The organism is Streptomyces paradoxus (assembly GCF_014202475.1).
Lineage (GTDB): Bacteria > Actinomycetota > Actinomycetes > Streptomycetales > Streptomycetaceae > Streptomyces > Streptomyces paradoxus.
On record NZ_JACHGV010000002.1, the window covers coordinates 734,196 to 750,330 of the forward strand.

At 72.9% G+C, this 16,135-nt stretch carries 16 protein-coding genes; 8 read left to right on the plus strand and 8 right to left on the minus strand.

Going from position 1 to position 16,135, the window contains the following annotated elements; translation table 11 throughout:
* The first annotated feature begins 238 nt into the window (after positions 1-238).
* Entirely contained in the window at positions 239-886 is a 648-nt protein-coding gene (locus HNR57_RS08195) for a dihydrofolate reductase family protein (RefSeq protein WP_184558360.1), read from the plus strand.
* 7 nt (positions 887-893) lie between these two features.
* Here the strand turns inward: HNR57_RS08195 and HNR57_RS08200 are convergent, their stop codons facing one another.
* Positions 894-1,694: an MBL fold metallo-hydrolase gene (locus tag HNR57_RS08200; protein WP_184558362.1), complete on the minus strand. Its 801-nt coding sequence runs from the start codon at positions 1,692-1,694 to the stop codon at positions 894-896.
* 86 nt (positions 1,695-1,780) lie between these two features.
* Between HNR57_RS08200 and HNR57_RS08205 the strand changes: the two genes are divergently transcribed.
* Entirely contained in the window at positions 1,781-2,374 is a 594-nt protein-coding gene (locus HNR57_RS08205; RefSeq protein ID WP_184558364.1) for a CGNR zinc finger domain-containing protein, read from the plus strand.
* Positions 2,375-2,512: 138 nt separating this feature from the next.
* Here the strand turns inward: HNR57_RS08205 and HNR57_RS08210 are convergent, their stop codons facing one another.
* Positions 2,513-2,908, minus strand: a complete 396-nt coding sequence (locus HNR57_RS08210; protein ID WP_184558365.1) for a MerR family transcriptional regulator — start codon at positions 2,906-2,908, stop codon at positions 2,513-2,515.
* 50 nt (positions 2,909-2,958) lie between these two features.
* On the opposite strand from HNR57_RS08210, the gene HNR57_RS08215 reads away from it, so the two are divergent.
* Positions 2,959-3,843 carry an NAD(P)-dependent oxidoreductase gene (locus tag HNR57_RS08215; RefSeq protein ID WP_184558368.1) on the plus strand — a complete coding sequence of 295 codons (885 nt, stop codon included), beginning with the start codon at positions 2,959-2,961 and terminating at the stop codon, positions 3,841-3,843.
* Between the two features lie 14 nt (positions 3,844-3,857).
* Here HNR57_RS08215 and HNR57_RS08220 read toward each other — a convergent pair whose 3' ends face one another.
* The 5 genes from HNR57_RS08220 to HNR57_RS08240 form a co-directional block, all read right to left on the minus strand.
* The gene (locus HNR57_RS08220; RefSeq protein WP_184558370.1) at positions 3,858-4,661 is read right to left on the minus strand and encodes a sugar phosphate isomerase/epimerase family protein; all 804 of its coding nucleotides are present in this window, start codon (positions 4,659-4,661) and stop codon (positions 3,858-3,860) included.
* 44 nt (positions 4,662-4,705) lie between these two features.
* The gene (locus HNR57_RS08225) at positions 4,706-5,638 is read right to left on the minus strand and encodes a bifunctional helix-turn-helix transcriptional regulator/GNAT family N-acetyltransferase (RefSeq protein ID WP_184558372.1); all 933 of its coding nucleotides are present in this window, start codon (positions 5,636-5,638) and stop codon (positions 4,706-4,708) included.
* Between the two features lie 27 nt (positions 5,639-5,665).
* The gene (locus HNR57_RS08230) at positions 5,666-5,791 is read right to left on the minus strand and encodes a hypothetical protein (RefSeq protein WP_313673089.1); all 126 of its coding nucleotides are present in this window, start codon (positions 5,789-5,791) and stop codon (positions 5,666-5,668) included.
* An 8-nt stretch (positions 5,792-5,799) separates the two neighbouring features.
* Positions 5,800-5,955: a hypothetical protein gene (locus HNR57_RS08235; protein ID WP_184558923.1), complete on the minus strand. Its 156-nt coding sequence runs from the start codon at positions 5,953-5,955 to the stop codon at positions 5,800-5,802.
* A 143-nt stretch (positions 5,956-6,098) separates the two neighbouring features.
* Positions 6,099-7,148 carry a LacI family DNA-binding transcriptional regulator gene (locus tag HNR57_RS08240; RefSeq protein ID WP_184558374.1) on the minus strand — a complete coding sequence of 350 codons (1,050 nt, stop codon included), beginning with the start codon at positions 7,146-7,148 and terminating at the stop codon, positions 6,099-6,101.
* A gap of 339 nt (positions 7,149-7,487) precedes the next feature.
* On the opposite strand from HNR57_RS08240, the gene HNR57_RS08245 reads away from it, so the two are divergent.
* The 3 genes from HNR57_RS08245 to HNR57_RS08255 are packed head-to-tail and all read left to right on the plus strand — an operon-like array spanning position 7,488 to position 10,620.
* A complete protein-coding gene (locus HNR57_RS08245) occupies positions 7,488-8,639 on the plus strand; it encodes a Gfo/Idh/MocA family protein (RefSeq protein WP_184558376.1) in 1,152 nt (383 codons plus the stop codon).
* Positions 8,636-9,790, plus strand: a complete 1,155-nt coding sequence (locus HNR57_RS08250; protein ID WP_184558378.1) for a dihydrodipicolinate synthase family protein — start codon at positions 8,636-8,638, stop codon at positions 9,788-9,790. Before HNR57_RS08245 ends, HNR57_RS08250 begins: the two co-directional genes overlap by 4 nt.
* 32 nt (positions 9,791-9,822) lie before the next feature.
* Entirely contained in the window at positions 9,823-10,620 is a 798-nt protein-coding gene (locus tag HNR57_RS08255) for a sugar phosphate isomerase/epimerase family protein (RefSeq protein WP_184558889.1), read from the plus strand.
* 1,158 nt (positions 10,621-11,778) lie between these two features.
* Here HNR57_RS08255 and HNR57_RS08260 read toward each other — a convergent pair.
* Positions 11,779-12,858, minus strand: coding sequence for an EamA family transporter (locus HNR57_RS08260; RefSeq protein WP_184558380.1), 1,080 nt, complete (start codon positions 12,856-12,858; stop codon positions 11,779-11,781).
* A 114-nt stretch (positions 12,859-12,972) separates the two neighbouring features.
* Here HNR57_RS08260 and HNR57_RS08265 point away from each other — a divergent pair, with 114 nt between their 5' ends.
* Together HNR57_RS08265 and HNR57_RS08270 are read left to right on the plus strand one after the other, a co-directional pair.
* Positions 12,973-13,890, plus strand: coding sequence for a LysR family transcriptional regulator (locus HNR57_RS08265; protein WP_184558382.1), 918 nt, complete (start codon positions 12,973-12,975; stop codon positions 13,888-13,890).
* A 331-nt stretch (positions 13,891-14,221) separates the two neighbouring features.
* Positions 14,222-16,045, plus strand: coding sequence for a glycoside hydrolase family 3 protein (locus HNR57_RS08270; protein WP_184558384.1), 1,824 nt, complete (start codon positions 14,222-14,224; stop codon positions 16,043-16,045).
* Positions 16,046-16,135 lie beyond the last annotated feature (90 nt).

Here is a 16,135-nt window from a genome sequence, read left to right on the forward strand (position 1 = left end):
TGCCGCGCCGGGCCGGCGCCGGTGGGTTCGCCGGACCGGTCCGCCGGGTCCGCGCCCGACGGGTTCCGCCGGACCGGTGTTCCATCGGCCTCGCGCCGACCAGTCCCCCGCCCCCGGACCGGTGATCCCGCCGGCCCCACGCCGACCAGCCCCGCCGGACCTGTGATTCACCGGCCCCGCGCCGATGAGTTTCGCCGGTGCGGGCGGTCTCTCTTGTATCGATCACAGGAGGAGCGCCGTGACCCAGCTGCTGCGCGTACAGAACTTCAACGTCTCGAGTGACGGATTCGGTGCCGGTGAGGGCCAGAGCCTGGAGCGGCCGTTCGGCCACGCCGACCCGGGGACGATGTTCTCCTGGGCCGGCGCGACCGCGAGCTGGCCGAACCGCACCGACCCGGGCGGGAGCCGGGGCCTCGACGACTACCTGGTGCGCGACTTCCACAACAACATCGGCGCCGAGATCATGGGCCGCAACAAGTTCAGTCCGCAGCGCGGCCCGTGGCAGGACCACGAGTGGCAGGGCTGGTGGGGCGACGAGCCCCCGTTCCACACACCGGTGTTCGTCATGACCCACCACGAGCGCCCTTCGTTCACCCTCTCCGACACCACGTTCCACTTCGTCGGCGGGGATCCGGCCGAGGTCCTCGCCCAGGCGCGCAAGGCGGCCGGGGGCAAGGACGTCCGGCTCGGCGGCGGGGCGATGACCGTCCGGGAGTTCCTGGACGCCGACCTGGTGGACACGCTGCACGTGGCGGTCTCGCCCGGCGTGGTGCTCGGGTCCGGCTCACGGCTGTGGGAGTCGCCGGAGGAACTGCTCGACCGCTTCCACTGCGATGTGGTGCCGAGCCCGAGCGGGGTCGTGCATCACCTGTTCTGGCGCAAGTGACGGCAGGTCAGGCCCCCTTGCCCCAGTCCAGCCGGTCGGCGAGCCCGGCGGCGGTGAAGGCGGCTTCCAGTGCGTCGCCGCCTTCGGTGAAGTGGGCCCAGCTGTCGTAGTGGACGGGGACGACGCGACGGGCACCGAGGATCCGGGTGGCCTCCGCGGCCATGGCGCTGTCCAGGACGATGACCTGGTTGTCGAAGAGGACGGGGAAGCGGGGCGCGCCGGCGAAGAGCACGGCGGTGTCGACGGGGGCGAAGCGGCCGGCGATCTCACGGACCGCGTCGAGTGAGGCGTTGTCGCCGCTGACGTAGACGGTGGGCAGGTCCTCGCCGGTCAGGACGAAGCCGACGACCTGGCCGGTGAACGGCTCGACCTGCTCGCGGGAGCCGGGGCCGTGCAGGGCGGGGACGCCGGTCACGGTGACCGTGCCGCCGCCGGGCCGGTCCACTTCGACGGACTCCCAGTCGGCCAGGCCCCTGACCTTGTCGCCCAGGCTCTCGCGCAAGCGCTCACCTCCGCCGGGCGTGGTCAGGGTCAGGGGTATGCCGGGGAGCAGGGCCCGGCCGGAGGTGTCGAGGTTGTCGGGGTGCTCGTCGTGGGAGAGCAGGACCACGTCGACGCGGCCGAGGTCGGCGGGGCTGCCGGCGGCGGGCGCGGTCTTGGTCAGGAGCGCACCCCCGGGGCGGCCGTAGTCGCCGGGGGCGTCGAAGGTCGGGTCGGTCAGGAAGCGCAGGCCGCCGTACGCGAAGACGGCGGTCGGGCCGCCGAGGACACGGACGGGGAAGTCGGTCGTCGCAGGCAGGGAAGACATGCAGCACCTCACGGATAGACGCAATCGAACCGTGAGATGACCGTAGCCGCTTCTCACGGATACAGGCAAGCCGTACCATGAGAAGCATGGAGGAGCCCGTGACCGAACAGCCCGCCCCGCCGCCCGCACAGGGCGAGGAGGAGCACCCCTCCCTGGCCCTCGCCAACACCGCGATCGCCCTGCCGGGCGGGCGCACGCTGGACCTCCTGGGCACCCCCGCCCAGACGAACCACTGGCTGACCCAGCGCGGCCTCGCCCCGGTCGACGCCGGCATGCGGGAGATGTGCGCGGCCCAACTGAGGTCGCTGCGCGAACAGATCAGGTCGCTGTTCGCCGCCCGCGCCGACGGCGTGCCCGCCCTGCCCACGGCGGTGACGGCCGTCAACGACGCGATGACCAGGGTTCCGACGGCCCCGCTGCTGCGGTGGGACGACAAGACCGGCCCCTACCGGACCGCCCCCCACCCCACCACCGCGATCGTCGACCTCGCGCTGGCGACCCTCGCCGCCGACGCCGCCGACCTGCTCACCTCCCCCGCGGCCGAGCGCCTCACCGCCTGTGGCTCACCCCCCTGCAACCGCTACCTGCTCCGCCACGGCCGCCGCCACTGGTGCTCCACCCGCTGCGGCGACCGAGCCCGCGCGGCCCGCGCGTACGCCCGCCGCACCGAGCAGCGCTGACTCGGGACGCCGCCGAACCCTCGACGGGCCTGCGCAGCCCAGAACTTCGGCCCCGGTGGCCTACGTGGAGGGCTGCCGGACAGGCAACTTGATGGACCACCGGCTCTGGTGATTGCCTGTCAGATCGCTTACGCGGGGTCAGGCAGGCTGCGTGAGGCCCAGGGGCGGGTAGCTCTCGCCGCCCACGCGTTCGGCCGCCTCGATGTAGTCGGCGAGCGCGTCCCGGGACTGGGCGAGGCTCGCCAGCTGGTCGTCCAGCCGCCGCAGCCGTGACCGCATCGCGGCCAGCAACTCGGGGCATCCGACCAGCGTCGGCGCCTCCCCCGTCGCACAGGGCAGCAGGTACGCGATGTCCTCCGAGGACAGGCCCGCGCCGAGCAGGTGGCGGATCTGCCTCACCCGCAGCAGGGCGCCCTCGTCGTACTCGCGGTAGCCGTTCGCTCCGCGGGCCGGCTCCAGCAGGCCCTGCGACTCGTAGTAACGCAGCTGATGGGCGTTGACGCCCGTCCGCCGGCTCAGTTCCCCGATCCGCATCGACAACCTCGCTTGACCTTCACACCGGTATCAACGTTGACGATGCTGCCATGGACGAAAACACCCCAACACCCGTGACAGTCATCGGACTCGGCCTGATGGGCCAGGCACTCGCCGGGGCGTTCCTGAGGGCCGGGCACCCCACGACCGTGTGGAACCGTACGGCCGGCAAGGCCGGCCGGCTGGTGGCCGAGGGCGCGCGATCGGCCCCGACCGTCGCCGACGCGATCGAGCCCGGCCGTCTGACGGTCGTCTGTGTCACCGACTACCGAGCCGTGCGCGAGGCACTCGGCGCAGCCGATGTCCAGCTGGACGGCACGACGCTGATCAACCTGACCTCGGGCGACTCGGGCCAGGCCCGGGAGACCGCCCGGTGGGCGCAAGCGCGCGGCGCCCGCTACCTGGACGGCGCCATCATGGCCATCCCGTCGACCATCGGTACCTCTGACGCGGTGATCCTGCAGAGCGGGACGCGCTCGGACTTCGACGCGCACGAGCCGGCACTCGGCGCGCTCGGCACCGTCACCTACCTCGGTGCGGACCACGGCCTGGCGTCGCTGTACGACGCGGCCGGACTGGTCATGATGTGGAGCGTGCTCAACGCCTGGCTCCAGGGCACGGCCCTGCTCAGGACGGCGGGGGTCGACGCCGGGACGTACGCGCCGTTCGCGCGGCACATCGCCGCCGGTGTCGCCGACTGGCTGCCGGGGTACGCCGAGCAGATCGACCGGGCTTCGTTCCCGGCCGAGGTGTCGGCGCTGGAGACCGACGCGCGGGCGATGGCGCATCTGATCGAGGAGAGCGAGGCGGTGGGGGTCAACGCCGAGCTGCCGAGGCTGATCAAGGCGATGGCCGATCGTGCGATCGCCGCAGGGCACGGGAAGGAGCAGTACCCGGTGCTGATCGAGGAGTTCGGCAGGCCCGGCGCCCACTGACCCGGGCCTGTGCCTTACGCCGACTCGTTCAGCAGCCTGCTCAAGTGCTCATGCCCCGGCCCCAGAAGGTCGGGCAGGGGCGCGGCCTCCTCGTACCAGCGCTTCTCGTACTCCCAGCAGAGCCAGCCGTCCCAGCCGTGGCGGGAGAGGACCTCGACGCACTCGGCCAGCGGGAGGACGCCCGCGCCGAGGGGCAGGGGGGTCGTGTCGTCGGGGGAGGCGATGTCCTTGACCTGGACGTAGCCGAGGTGGGGGGAGAGCGCCGCGTAGGTCTCGGAGGGCTGCTCGCCGCCCAGCCAGGTGTGCATCACGTCCCAGAGGGCGCCGACCTGGCGGTGGCCGACGAGGCCGAGGATCCGCATCGCGTCGGCGGCGGTGCGGTGCGAGTCGTGGGTTTCGAGGAGGATGCGTACGCCCAGGTCATTGGCGTGCTCGGCGGCCGTGCCCAGGCGGCGGGCGGCCGTCGCGTCGGCCTCTTCGGGGGTCTGCACGTCGAGGTCGCCGCCGGGGAAGACCCGGACATACGGGGCGCCCAGGTCGTGGGCCAGGTCGACGAGGGCGCGGATCTCGGCCAGGACGGGCTCGTCGTCGCCCGGCGCGGCGACCTGTGCGTAGCCCGCCAGGCCCAGGAGCTCTACGCCCGCTCCCTTGAACTGGGCCGCGACGTCCGCCCGTTCGGCGGGGCCGAGGCCGGTGTGGACCGGTTCCTCGGGGTGGGTGCGCAGTTCCACGCCGTGATAGCCGTGGGCGGTCGCGAGCCGCAGGACGTCGGGCAGGGGCAGGCCGGGGACACCGAGGGTGGAGAACGCCAGCTTCATGTTGACGGACCCTACCCGGCACCCCCGCCGGCGACTCTCCTTCGTCACCCGGGTGTTGCGTGAAGATCCAGCCGCCAGTCCTGGCCGGTCAGGTCCTTGCCGAAGGAGTGGTGCGGTTTCTCGGCGACCAGCACGAAACCGTGGCGCCGGTAGATGCGGCGGGCCGCGGCGAGGACGTCGTTCGTCCACAGGACGACCTCGCGGTAACCGGCCTCGCGCGCGAAGCCGACGAGCGTCCCGACCAGGCGGTCGCCGATGCCGAGGCCGCGCGCGTCCGGCTCGACGAGCAGGAGCCGCAGCCGTGCGGCGCCCGGCGTGTCGTCCCGCACGCACATCACGCAGCCCACCGGCCGGCCGTCCAGCTCGGCGATCCAGGTCCGCTCCCGACGCGGGTCGTGGTCCTCGGCGTAGTCGGCGACGATCCTCGCGACCAGCCCCTCGTAGTCGGCGTCGAAGCCGTACTCGGCCGCGTACAGCGCGGCGTTGCGCTGCACGATCCAGCCGAGGTCGCCGGGGGCCGGCTCGCGCAGTTCGACGTCCTCGGGCCGCGGGGTCCGGGCGTCGCCGAGGATCGTGCGGACGGTCCGCAGGGCCTGAGCCAGCCGCGGCCGGTCCTCGGCCCGGACCGTGTCCAGCATGGCCCCGACCGACTGCCGCGCCCGTTCGTCGAGCAGCGCGGCGGCCTCGCGGCCGGGCGTGGTGAGCGTGACGCTGCGGCGGCGCGGGTCCGTCTCGGACGGGCCGCGCTCGATCAGCCCGTCCTCCTCGAACTTGTTCAGGATGCGGGTCAGGTACCCGGCGTCCAGGTGTAGCTGGGCCCGCAGGTCGGCGGCGTCCGTGCGGGGCGCGTGCGCCAGCTCGTAGAGGACGCGGGACTCGGTGAGGGTGTAGGGGGCGTAGAGGCGGCGGCCGTAGTCGAGGGCGCCGATGACGTTCGTGTAGAAGCGGTTGAAGGAGCGGATGTCCTGGACGGTCATGATCCCGACCCCCGATATTTGACTCAGTCAGAGATACCGTTGGGCCGAGCGTATGCCGCCCAGGACCCCGAGGGCTACCCCCGGGGGCTCCGCCGCCCGGTACACGCAGACCTGGGCGCCGGTCTTGCCGGTGACCGCGGAGATCAGCTCCATCGGGCGCTTCACGCCGTCACGGGGGAAGATCGTCTCGCCGACGCCGAGGATGACCGGCGCCGCCCGAACAGCAGCGCGTCGGCTCTGGCCAGCCCCGCGTCGAAGGCGCCGCCCAGCACCTCCTCGTCGAAGGAGCGGGGGCCTGACGCGGGAGACGCGTCCATGGAACGCACTGCCGGAAACCCTTCCGACGACGACGCGTCCTCCGTGCACCCCACCACCCCCGGTGATGGCGCCACTTGCACCAACCGCGCCGGGCCGTCCGCCGGGCCGAGGACCGGGCGGGTGACGGGGTGGTCCCCAGGGTTCAGGAGGCCCGCGGCACCCCGGAGGACCCGCGCACCATCAACTCGCCCCGCACCGAGGCGATCCCTCCGGGCGGTGCCTCCTCGCGGCCCATGGCGATCCGCCCCGCCCGGGCTCCCGCCTCCGCCAGCGGCAGCCGCACCGTGGTCAGCGACGGCACCGCGTCGATGCTGAAGGGCAGGTCGTCGAAGCCCGCAACCGACACGTCCTCCGGAATCCGCTGGCCGGAGTCCCGCAGCGCGGCGCACGCCCCCAGCGCGACGGAGTCGTTCGCCGCGACCACGGCCGTCAGCGACGGGTCACGCCGCAGCAGCTCAAGCGTCGCCTCGTAGCCGGACCGCCGGTCGTAGCGCCCGTGCACCGTCCACCCGGGGTCCTCCTCGATCCCGTGCGCGGCCAGCGCGGCCCGATGCCCTTCCAGCCGGTGCCGCGTGGTCGTCCGCTCCTCCGGGCCCGCGATGTAGCCGAGCCGCCGGTGCCCGAGCCCGATGAGGTGCTCGGTCAGCTCCTGCCCGCCGCCGCGGTTGTCGAAGGTCAGCGCGATGGCCCCGGTGTCCGGCGCCGGCGGGCGCCCGCACAGCACGACCCGCGTCCCGGCCTCGACCAGCTTGCGCACCTTGGCGTCCATCGCCGCCTTGTGCGGCGCGTCCTCGATCGCCCCGCCGGTCAGCACCACGGCCGCGGCCCGCTGCCGCTGCAGCAGCGTGAGGTAGGTCAGCTCCCGCTCGGGTGAGCCGCCCGTGTTGCAGACCACCGCGAGTCTCTCCCCGCCCGCACGGCCGCCCGGCCCGCCGATCTCGGCCTGGATGGCACTCGCCATGATCCCGAAGAACGGGTCGGCGATGTCGTTCACCAGGATCCCGACCAGGTCGGAGGTGGCGGCGGCCAGCGCGCTCGCCGGCCCGTTGAGGACGTAGTCCAGCTCGTCCACGGCCTTCAGCACCCGCTCGCGGGTGGAGGCCGCCACGGGGTAGTTCCCGTTCAGCACGCGCGACACCGTCGCGGGTGAGACCTGTGCGCGGGCCGCCACGTCCGCCAGGGTCACCGTCATCTCGTCGTCCTCCGGTCGCGCATCTCGTGTCGTCTCCGCCCTCGTACACACCCAGACCACCGGACATGGTTCCGCGCGGATCAGCAGGTCGACCGCCCCCGCCCCGGCGAACCAATGGCCAAGGTTCCGAGCAGACCTTAAGCCCCCGACCCCCGGTTGTTCGCCCCCTCGAACAACTCGTCCTGGTCACGGTCTTGTCCGGACCGCCGTTCAGAGGCTAGCTTCTCCGTATATAGAAAGCGCTTGCTGCAACGCTCACCAGTTAACGGACGGCTCACCGGGCCGCCTGTGACGGGTGGGGCGTACGCGGCGCCGCGACCGCGTACGAAGGGAACGACGTTGACACGCAAGACGGTGCGAATCGCCATGAACGGCGTGACCGGGCGCATGGGCTACCGCCAGCACCTGGTCCGCTCCATCCTCGCCCTCCGCGAGCAGGGCGGTCTCGACCTCGGCGACGGCACGGTGCTGTGGCCGGAGCCGATCCTGGTCGGCCGCCGTGAGCACGCGCTGAAGGCGATGGCCGAGCGGCACGGGCTGGAGCACGTCTCCACGGACGTGGACGCGGTCCTCGCCGACGAGACGGTGGACATCTACTTCGACGCGCAGGTCACCTCGGCCCGTGAGGAGGCCCTGAAGAAGGCCATCGCGGCCGGCAAGCACATCTACACCGAGAAGCCGACCGCCACCGGCCTCGACGGCGCCCTGGACCTCGCCCGCCTGGCGAACGAGGCCGGTATCAAGCACGGCGTCGTCCAGGACAAGCTGTTCCTCCCGGGCCTGCTGAAGCTGAAGCGCCTCATCGACGGCGGCTTCTTCGGCCGGATCCTGTCCGTGCGCGGCGAGTTCGGCTACTGGGTCTTCGAGGGCGACTGGCAGACCGCCCAGCGCCCGTCCTGGAACTACCGGGCCGAGGACGGCGGCGGCATCGTCGTCGACATGTTCCCGCACTGGGAGTACGTGCTGCACGAGCTGTTCGGCCGCGTGAAGTCCGTCCAGGCCCTCACCGCCACCCACATCCCGCAGCGCTGGGACGAGAACGACAAGCCCTACGACGCGACGGCCGACGACGCCGCGTACGGCGTCTTCGAGCTGGAGGGCGGCGCGATCGCCCAGATCAACTCCTCCTGGGCCGTCCGCGTCAACCGCGACGAGCTGGTGGAGTTCCAGGTGGACGGCACCGAGGGCTCCGCGGTCGCGGGCCTGCGCAACTGCCGCGTCCAGCACCGCAGCGCCACCCCCAAGCCGGTCTGGAACCCGGACATCCCCGCCACGGAGGTCTTCCGCGACCAGTGGCAGGAGGTCCCGGACAACACCGAGTTCGACAACGGCTTCAAGGCCCAGTGGGAGCTGTTCCTGCGGCACGTCTACGCCGACGCCCCCTACCACTGGGACCTGCTGGCCGGTGCCCGCGGTGTCCAGCTCGCCGAGCTGGGCCTGAGGTCCTCGGCGGAGGGCCGCCGTCTCGACGTACCGGAGATCTCGCTGTGACCATCCGACTTCCCGGCGCCGGCGGGACGTTGCGGACCTACGAGCCCCGCACCGAGCCCCTGGGCGTGACCCCCGGCACGCCCTTCACCTCCCGCACGGTCTTCTCGGCGGCGCACGTCGTAGCCGACCCCTTCGCGGACGTCTCCCCCGACTCGCCCGCCGCGGTCGACTGGGACGCCACCCTCGCCTTCCGCCGCCACCTGTGGTCGCACGGGCTGGGAGTCGCCGAGGCCATGGACACCGCCCAGCGCGGCATGGGCCTGGACTGGGCGGGCGCGGCGGAGCTGATCCGCCGCTCCGCCGCCGAGGCCAAGGCGGTCGGCGGCCGCATCGCCTGCGGCGTCGGCACCGACCAGCTGACCGCCGGCGGCACGCTCGCCGAGGTCCGCGCCGCCTACGAGGAGCAGCTCGCCCTCGTCGAGGAGTCCGGCGCGCAGGCCATCCTGATGGCGTCCCGGGCGCTCGCGGCGGCGGCCTCCGGGCCGGAGGACTACCTGGAGGTCTACGGCCACCTGCTGCGCCAGGCCGCCGAGCCGGTGGTCCTGCACTGGCTGGGCCCGATGTTCGACCCGGCCCTGGAGGGCTACTGGGGGTCGGCCGACCTCGACGCGGCGACGGACACGTTCCTGGACGTGATCGCGGCCCACCCCGACAAGGTCGACGGCATCAAGGTCTCGCTGCTGGACGCCCGGCGCGAGATCGACATCCGCCGCCGGCTCCCGAAGGGCGTGCGCTGCTACACGGGCGACGACTTCAACTACCCCGAGCTGATCGCGGGCGACGAGCAGGGCTTCAGCCACGCGCTGCTCGGCATCTTCGACCCGCTGGGCCCGCTGGCGGCTCAGGCGGTCCGGGTCCTGGACACCGGCGACGTGCGGGGCTTCCGCGATCTGCTCGACCCCACGGTCGGGCTCTCCCGCCACCTGTTCCAGACCCCGACCCGCTTCTACAAGACGGGCGTGGTCTTCCTGGCCTGGCTGGCGGGCCACCAGTCGCACTTCACGATGGTCGGCGGCCTGCAGTCGGCCCGCTCGCTGCCGCACTTCGCGACGGCGTACGAACTGGCCGACGGGCTGGGGCTGTTCCCCGACCCGAAGCTCGCGGAGGAACGCATGAAGACGCTGCTGAGCATGTACGGGGTGAACCAGTGAGCGGGTCGCTGGAGCGCTTCTCCATCAACCAGATGACGGTGAAGCAGCTGTCGCTGCCGGAACTGGCCGACGGCTGCGCCCGGCTGGGCATCGGCAACATGGGGCTCTGGCGCGAGCCGGTGCAGGCGTTCGGCCTGGAGGCCACGGCCAAGCTGGTGCGGGACGCCGGGCTGACGGTGACCACGTTGTGCCGGGGCGGGTTCTTCACTGCGATCGACCCGCAGGAGCGTGCGGAGGCCCTGGCCGACAACCGGCGCGCGATCGACGAGGCGGCGACGCTGGGCACGGACACGCTGGTCCTGGTCTCGGGCGGCCTCCCCGCGGGCTCCAAGGACCTGCACGGCGCCCGCGAGCGCATCGCCGACGCCCTGGCGGAACTGGGCCCGTACGCGGAGCGGCACGGCGTCCGCCTGGCCATCGAGCCGCTGCACCCCATGTACGCCTCGGACCGCTGTGTGGTGTCGACGCTGGCCCAGGCCCTGGACCTCGCCGAGCGCTTCCCGGCGCGGCAGGTCGGCGTCACGGTCGACACGTACCACATCTGGTGGGACGACACCGCCCCCGCGCAGATCGCCCGGGCGGGCGCGGGCGGCCGTATCCACACCTTCCAGCTCGCCGACTGGACGACCCCCCTCCCGGAGGGCGTCCTCACCGGCCGCGGTCAGATCGGCGACGGGGCGATCGACATGCGGGAATGGCAGGGCTACGTGGAGGCGGCCGGCTACACCGGCGCCATCGAGGTGGAGCTGTTCAACGACGGTCTGTGGGCGCGGGACGGCCAGGAGGTCCTGGCCGAGACGGCCGCGAGGTTCACCGAACACACCCGGTGACCCGTCCCGGACCAGGCCCGCCGCCCCGCCCCGCGTATCCGGGGGCGGGGCGGCGGCGTGCCGGGGACGCCCGGGCCGCTCCGGATGCACCCGCACCCCGGGCGTGACACGCTTTTCCCAAGGACTCGGCCGGTCGCAGCTCTCTCTTCCCCTCGCATCCTGATTCGGAGAGCAGCCATGGCTGACTTCCTCGTCAACACCACCAAGACCGGCGATCAGCTCCAGCCTGCCGTCGACGCCCTGTTCGGCACGCAGTTCCTGGAGCTGTGGTCGGACGAGAGCGACTTCGTCATCAAGGGGCAGTTCCTGGGGGACGACGGCGACAAGCTCGGGGACGAGTTCGCGGTCAGTACGCAGCCGGCGGACGGGCCGGGGGTGCGGCCGCTGTGGCCGTCCGTGCTGTCCGCCGGGATCAGCGGCCAGTTCGCCGCATGGCTGGAGACCCCCTTCGGCACGCCCGGACCGAGCCCGTCCGTGAAGCTCCAGCGGTTCTCCGAGGGGCGGAAGGCCGGTCCGGAGACGCTCGTCACGACCGACGCGGATCCGAAGGTCCGGCCCTGCCTCGCGTTCATGATCGACGGTGGTGTGCTGGTCACCTGGGCGAGCCGACGGCCCGACCAGCGCATTCGCGCGCGGCGGTTCCGTTCGGACGGCAGTCCGGCCACACCGGAGTTCACGGTCAGCACCACCGAGGGCTTCCATGAGAAGCCCGCCGCCTCGATCCTCACCAACGGCAACGTGGTCGTCGCCTGGTCGACCGATCCCTCGGCGATCGGCGGGGGCCGGCTCGCCCTGCGGTTCTTCGACTTCGAGGGCAACCCGCTGGGCGGGGAGATCCAGCCCGATGTCGGCGGCTTCACCGGGGTCAACGCGATCACCCTGCTCGACAGCGGACGGTTCGTCGTCGCGCACATCGAGGGCATCCAGCCCAGCGACCTGGGCAAGCCGCAGACCACCGTCGCGGCGAGCATCTTCCAGCCCGACGGCACCGAGACCTTCGACATCACGGCCGGCAATCCCCGGGGCTTCACCCGGAGCTCCCCGGCCCTGTCCCGGCTGCCGGGCGGGCGCTTCCTGATGGCGTGGGTCGAGGAGAGCGCGGACACCCACGACACCGTGCCGACGGTGATGGCCAAGGTCTGCTCGGAGAGCCAGGGTTCACTCGGCGACCCGGTGCGGGTCAGCACGGCCGACCCGGGGAGACGGTCCCACATCTGCACCGCGACGGCCTTCGGCAACGGCCCGGAGAGCGCGATCGTCACCTGGGACGACGACAGCCACCTCGACGGCGACACGGGCTTCGGCGTACGGGCCCGCACGTTCCATGTCAGCCCGCCCGGGATGCTGGTCGAGGCGTCCTAGGAGCGGCCGTCGGGTCCCGGGACCCCGCGGGGTGAGGGAGGCCAGCCCCACCCCGCCCACCAGCAGCGCCGCCGCGCACCACCGCAGCGGGCCCACCGGCTCGCCGAGGAAGAGGAACGCCGACGACATGCCGAAGACCGGCACCAGGAGGGAGAACGGCGCCACCGTGGAGGCGGGGTGGTGGCGCAGGAGGAATCCCCATGCGCCGAAGCCGAAGACCGTGGTGATCCAGGCGACGTAGAGGACCGTGCCCGCGCCTTGCCAGTCCAGGGCGCGCAGGGCCGCCAGGTCGCGCGAGGGGCCCTCCGTGAGGAGGGAGAGGGCCAGCAGGGGCAGGACCGGGACCGTGCTGACCCAGACCATGAAGTTCAGGGCGTCGGGCGGAGCGGCCTTGCGCGTGAGGACGTTCGAGGCGCCCCAGCACGCCGCAGCGCCGACGACCAGGGCGAAGGCGCCGAGCGGGCCCGAGGTGCCCTCGTCCACGGCCGCCACGGCGATGCCGGCCAGGGCGATCAGCATGCCCAGCAGGCGGATGCGGGACGGCCGTTCGCCCAGGGTCAGGGCCGCGATCGCCGCCGTGAACACCGCCTGGATCTGCAGGACCAGGGAGGACAGGCCGGCCGGCATGCCGGCGTCCATGCCGACGAAGAGCAGGCCGAACTTCGCCACGCCCAGGACCAGGCCGACCGCCACGATCCACTTCCACGCCACCTTCGGGCGGCCCACGAGGAACACCGCCGGGAGCGCCGCGGCCAGGAAGCGCAGGGCGGAGAAGAGCAGGGGCGGGAAGTGGTCCAGGCCGATCTCGATGACCGTGAAGTTGACGCCCCAGACGGCGGCGACCAGGACGGCGAGGGCGAGGTGTGACGGGCGCATGCGGTGAGCATCGCGCCCCGCGACCGTGAAGCACCAGCGATGATTGCTGCATGGTTGGATGAAGCATCGCTAAGCAGAATTCTGAGCGGCCCGCTCAGCGGAAAGGAGCGCCCCGTGCTCGATCTCCAGCGGCTGCGCGCCCTGCACGCCGTCTCCGTGCACGGCACCGTCGGCGCCGCCGCGCTCGCGCTCGGGTACACGCCCTCCGCGGTGTCCCAGCAGATCGCCAAGCTGGAGCGGGAGACCCGGACCGTGCTGCTGGAGCGGGAGGGGCGGGGCGTCCGGCTCACCGACGAGGCCCGGCAACTGGTCGTGGCCGCACAGGAGTTGCTGGCCATCGTGGAGCGCGCCGAGACCGAACTGGAGGAGCGGCGGGGCCGGCCGGCGGGGCGGCTGACCGTCGCCGCGTTCGCGTCGGCGGCGCGCGGGCTGATGCCGGGCGTGCTGGCCGAGCTGGCCCGCAGGCATCCGGCCCTGGACGCCCGGCTCTCCGAGGTCGATCCGCACCTGTCGGTCGACCTGGTGGCGAAGGGCGCCGTCGACCTCGCCGTCGCGCACGACTGGGACATCGCGCCGCTGCCCGCCCCGCCGGGCCTGGAGCAGGCGGTCATCGGGGACGACCTGTGCGATCTGCTCGTCCCCGCGGGGCATCCCTTCGCCGGGCGGGCCGCCGTGCGGCGGGAGGAGCTGGGCGGCGAGCGGTGGATCTGCCAGCCGCCGGGGCGGGTCTGCCACGACTGGCTGCTGCGGACGCTGCGCGCGGCCGGGCACGAACCGGACCTCGTCCACCAGGCCGACGAGAACCCCACCCTCGTGGCCCTGGTCGCCGCCGGGCTCGGGGTCGCGCTCATCCCCCGGCTGGGGCGCGGGCCGCTGCCCGCCGGGGTGGTGGCGGTGGCGCTCGATCCGATGCCGGTGCGACGACTGTACGCCCTGTGGCGGACGGGGGCGGCACGGCGGCCGGCCATCGCGGAAACCGTACGGGTGCTCCGTGAGTTGTGGCCGGAAGTGACGGCTCATCCGCCCCGCTGAGCCCCTGGCTCCCTCGCGTCCCGACTTGCGGAAATCCGGGCCGAGGCGGGAACCCGGACCGGACCGTCCCCGTCCAACCGCAGGCCACCGGAGAGTCACCACGGTGCGGTGTCGGCCCTCGCCACTGGCTGCGATCGCTGACCACCCTCTCCGCCGTACCGCGGCCGGCGGCACCCGCCGCCATCGGCGCGTCCCCCTCCAACCGCGCCGGTGGCGGCCCCTTCGCGGTTACCGTGCATTCCCTTGACTGGCAGAAACTTCCCGGATATTGGTGACCTCTTGGAAGTTTCCTTCAGCGGATCCGAGCGGATCACCTCCGGAAGGAGCGCACGTGCACGACACCGGCACGGGAAACACGGCTCAGCCCTCCAGACGTACCCTCCTCGCCGCATCGGCCGGCGTCACCGCCGCCCTCGCGGCCGCCGGGCCCGCGCGCGCCGCCGCCCCGGACGACAGCCGACTGCGCGCCCTCGTCTCCCGCATGACGCTGCCGGAGAAGGTCGGCCAGCTCTTCGTCATGCGGGTCTACGGCCACTCCGCCACCGCCCCCGACCAGGCCGACATCGACGCCAACCTCAAGGAGATCGGGGTCCGTACGGCCGCCGAGCTGGTCGCGAAGTACCGGGTCGGCGGCATCATCTACTTCGCCTGGGCGCACAACACCCGCGAGCCGCACCAGATCGCCGATCTGTCCAACGGCATCCAGAAGGCCTCCCTGGAGCTGCCGCGCGGGCTGCCCGTACTCATCTCCACCGACCAGGAGCACGGGATCGTCGCCCGGGTGGGCGAGCCCGCCACGCTCTTCCCGGGTGCCATGGCCGTGGGCGCGGGCGGGTCGCGGTCCGACGCGCGCACCCTCGGCCGGATCGCGGGCGCCGAGCTGCGGGCGATGGGGATCCGGCAGGACTACTCCCCCGTGGCCGACGTGAACGTCAACCCGGCCAACCCGGTCATCGGCGTACGGTCCTTCGGTGCCGATCCGCGGGCCGTGTCCGCGCTGGTGGCCGCCGAGGTCGCCGGGTACCAGGGCTCCGGGGTCGCCGCGACCGCCAAGCACTTCCCCGGGCACGGCGACACCAACGTCGACAGCCACACCGGCTTCCCCACCATCACGCACAGCCGGGAGCTGTGGGAGAGGCTGGACGCCCCGCCGTTCCGGGCCGCGATCGCCGCGGGCATCGACTCGATCATGACGGCCCATCTGATGGTCCCGGCCCTCGACGACTCCGGCGACCCGGCCACCCTCTCCCGCCCCATCCTCACCGGCATCCTGCGCGAACGCCTCGGCTACGACGGGGTCGTGGTCACCGACTCCCTCGGCATGGAGGGCGTACGCACCAAGTACGGCGACGACCGGGTGCCGGTGCTCGCGCTGAAGGCGGGCGTGGACCAGCTCCTCAACCCGCCCGATCTGGACCTGGCCTGGAACGCCGTCCTGACCGCCGTGCGCGAGGGCGAACTCACCGAGGCCCGGCTCGACGAATCGATCCTGCGGGTGCTGCGGCTGAAGTCCAGGCTGGGGCTGTTCCGTTCCCCGTACGTCAGTCAGGCCGGGGTGGACCGGACCGTGGGCACCCGGGCGCATCTGGCGGCGGCCGGCCGGATCGCCGAGCGGACGACGACGCTGCTCGTCAACGAGGGGCGGCTGCTGCCGCTGTCACGGCGCCGGTATCCCAGGGTGCTGGTGGTCGGGGCGGACCCGGCCTCGCCGTCCGGCACGACGGGACCGCCCACCGGCGTGCTCGCGGGCGCGCTGAACGAGCTGGGCTTCACGGCCACGGCCCTGTCGACCGGCACCGCCCCCTCCGCGGCGACCATCGCGAAGGCGGTCGCGGCGGCGCGGGACGTGGACGCGGTGGTGGCCGCCACGTACAACGTCACGGCGAGCAGCAGCCAGAGGGCGCTGGTCCAGCAGCTCGTGGCGGCCGGGAAACCGGTCGTGGCGGTGGCGGTCCGCAACCCGTACGACGTGGCCCAGCTGCCCTCCGTACCGGCCTGTCTGGCCGCCTACTCCTGGACCGACGTCGAACTGCGGGCCGCCGCACGGGTGATCGCCGGGCGGGTGAAACCGCGCGGGAGGCTGCCGGTGGCGGTGCAGCGGGCGGATGATCCGGAGCAGGTGCTGTACCCGATCGGCTACGGGCTGTCGTACTAGACGTACGCCACAGCCCGGGCGCACCACCCCCAAGGTGCGCAAACCGCCCCATGTGCCTGGCGTGCGCCCGCAACGGCGGGTCACGCTGGG

Excerpts from the sequence above, each read along its gene's own strand:
- HNR57_RS08200 (WP_184558362.1), bottom strand. The coding sequence starts at position 1,694 with ATGTCTTCCCTGCCTGCGACGACCGACTTCCCCGTCCGTGTCCTCGGC.
- HNR57_RS08215 (WP_184558368.1), top strand. The coding sequence starts at position 2,959 with ATGGACGAAAACACCCCAACACCCGTGACAGTCATCGGACTCGGCCTG.
- HNR57_RS08220 (WP_184558370.1), bottom strand. The coding sequence starts at position 4,661 with ATGAAGCTGGCGTTCTCCACCCTCGGTGTCCCCGGCCTGCCCCTGCCC.
- HNR57_RS08230 (WP_313673089.1), bottom strand. The coding sequence starts at position 5,791 with ATGGAGCTGATCTCCGCGGTCACCGGCAAGACCGGCGCCCAGGTCTGC.
- HNR57_RS08235 (WP_184558923.1), bottom strand. The coding sequence starts at position 5,955 with ATGGACGCGTCTCCCGCGTCAGGCCCCCGCTCCTTCGACGAGGAGGTG.
- HNR57_RS08255 (WP_184558889.1), top strand. The coding sequence starts at position 9,823 with ATGACGGTGAAGCAGCTGTCGCTGCCGGAACTGGCCGACGGCTGCGCC.
- HNR57_RS08210 (WP_184558365.1), bottom strand. The coding sequence starts at position 2,908 with ATGCGGATCGGGGAACTGAGCCGGCGGACGGGCGTCAACGCCCATCAG.
- HNR57_RS08240 (WP_184558374.1), bottom strand. The coding sequence starts at position 7,148 with ATGACGGTGACCCTGGCGGACGTGGCGGCCCGCGCACAGGTCTCACCC.
- HNR57_RS08205 (WP_184558364.1), top strand. The coding sequence starts at position 1,781 with ATGGAGGAGCCCGTGACCGAACAGCCCGCCCCGCCGCCCGCACAGGGC.
- HNR57_RS08260 (WP_184558380.1), bottom strand. The coding sequence starts at position 12,858 with ATGCGCCCGTCACACCTCGCCCTCGCCGTCCTGGTCGCCGCCGTCTGG.
- HNR57_RS08225 (WP_184558372.1), bottom strand. The coding sequence starts at position 5,638 with ATGACCGTCCAGGACATCCGCTCCTTCAACCGCTTCTACACGAACGTC.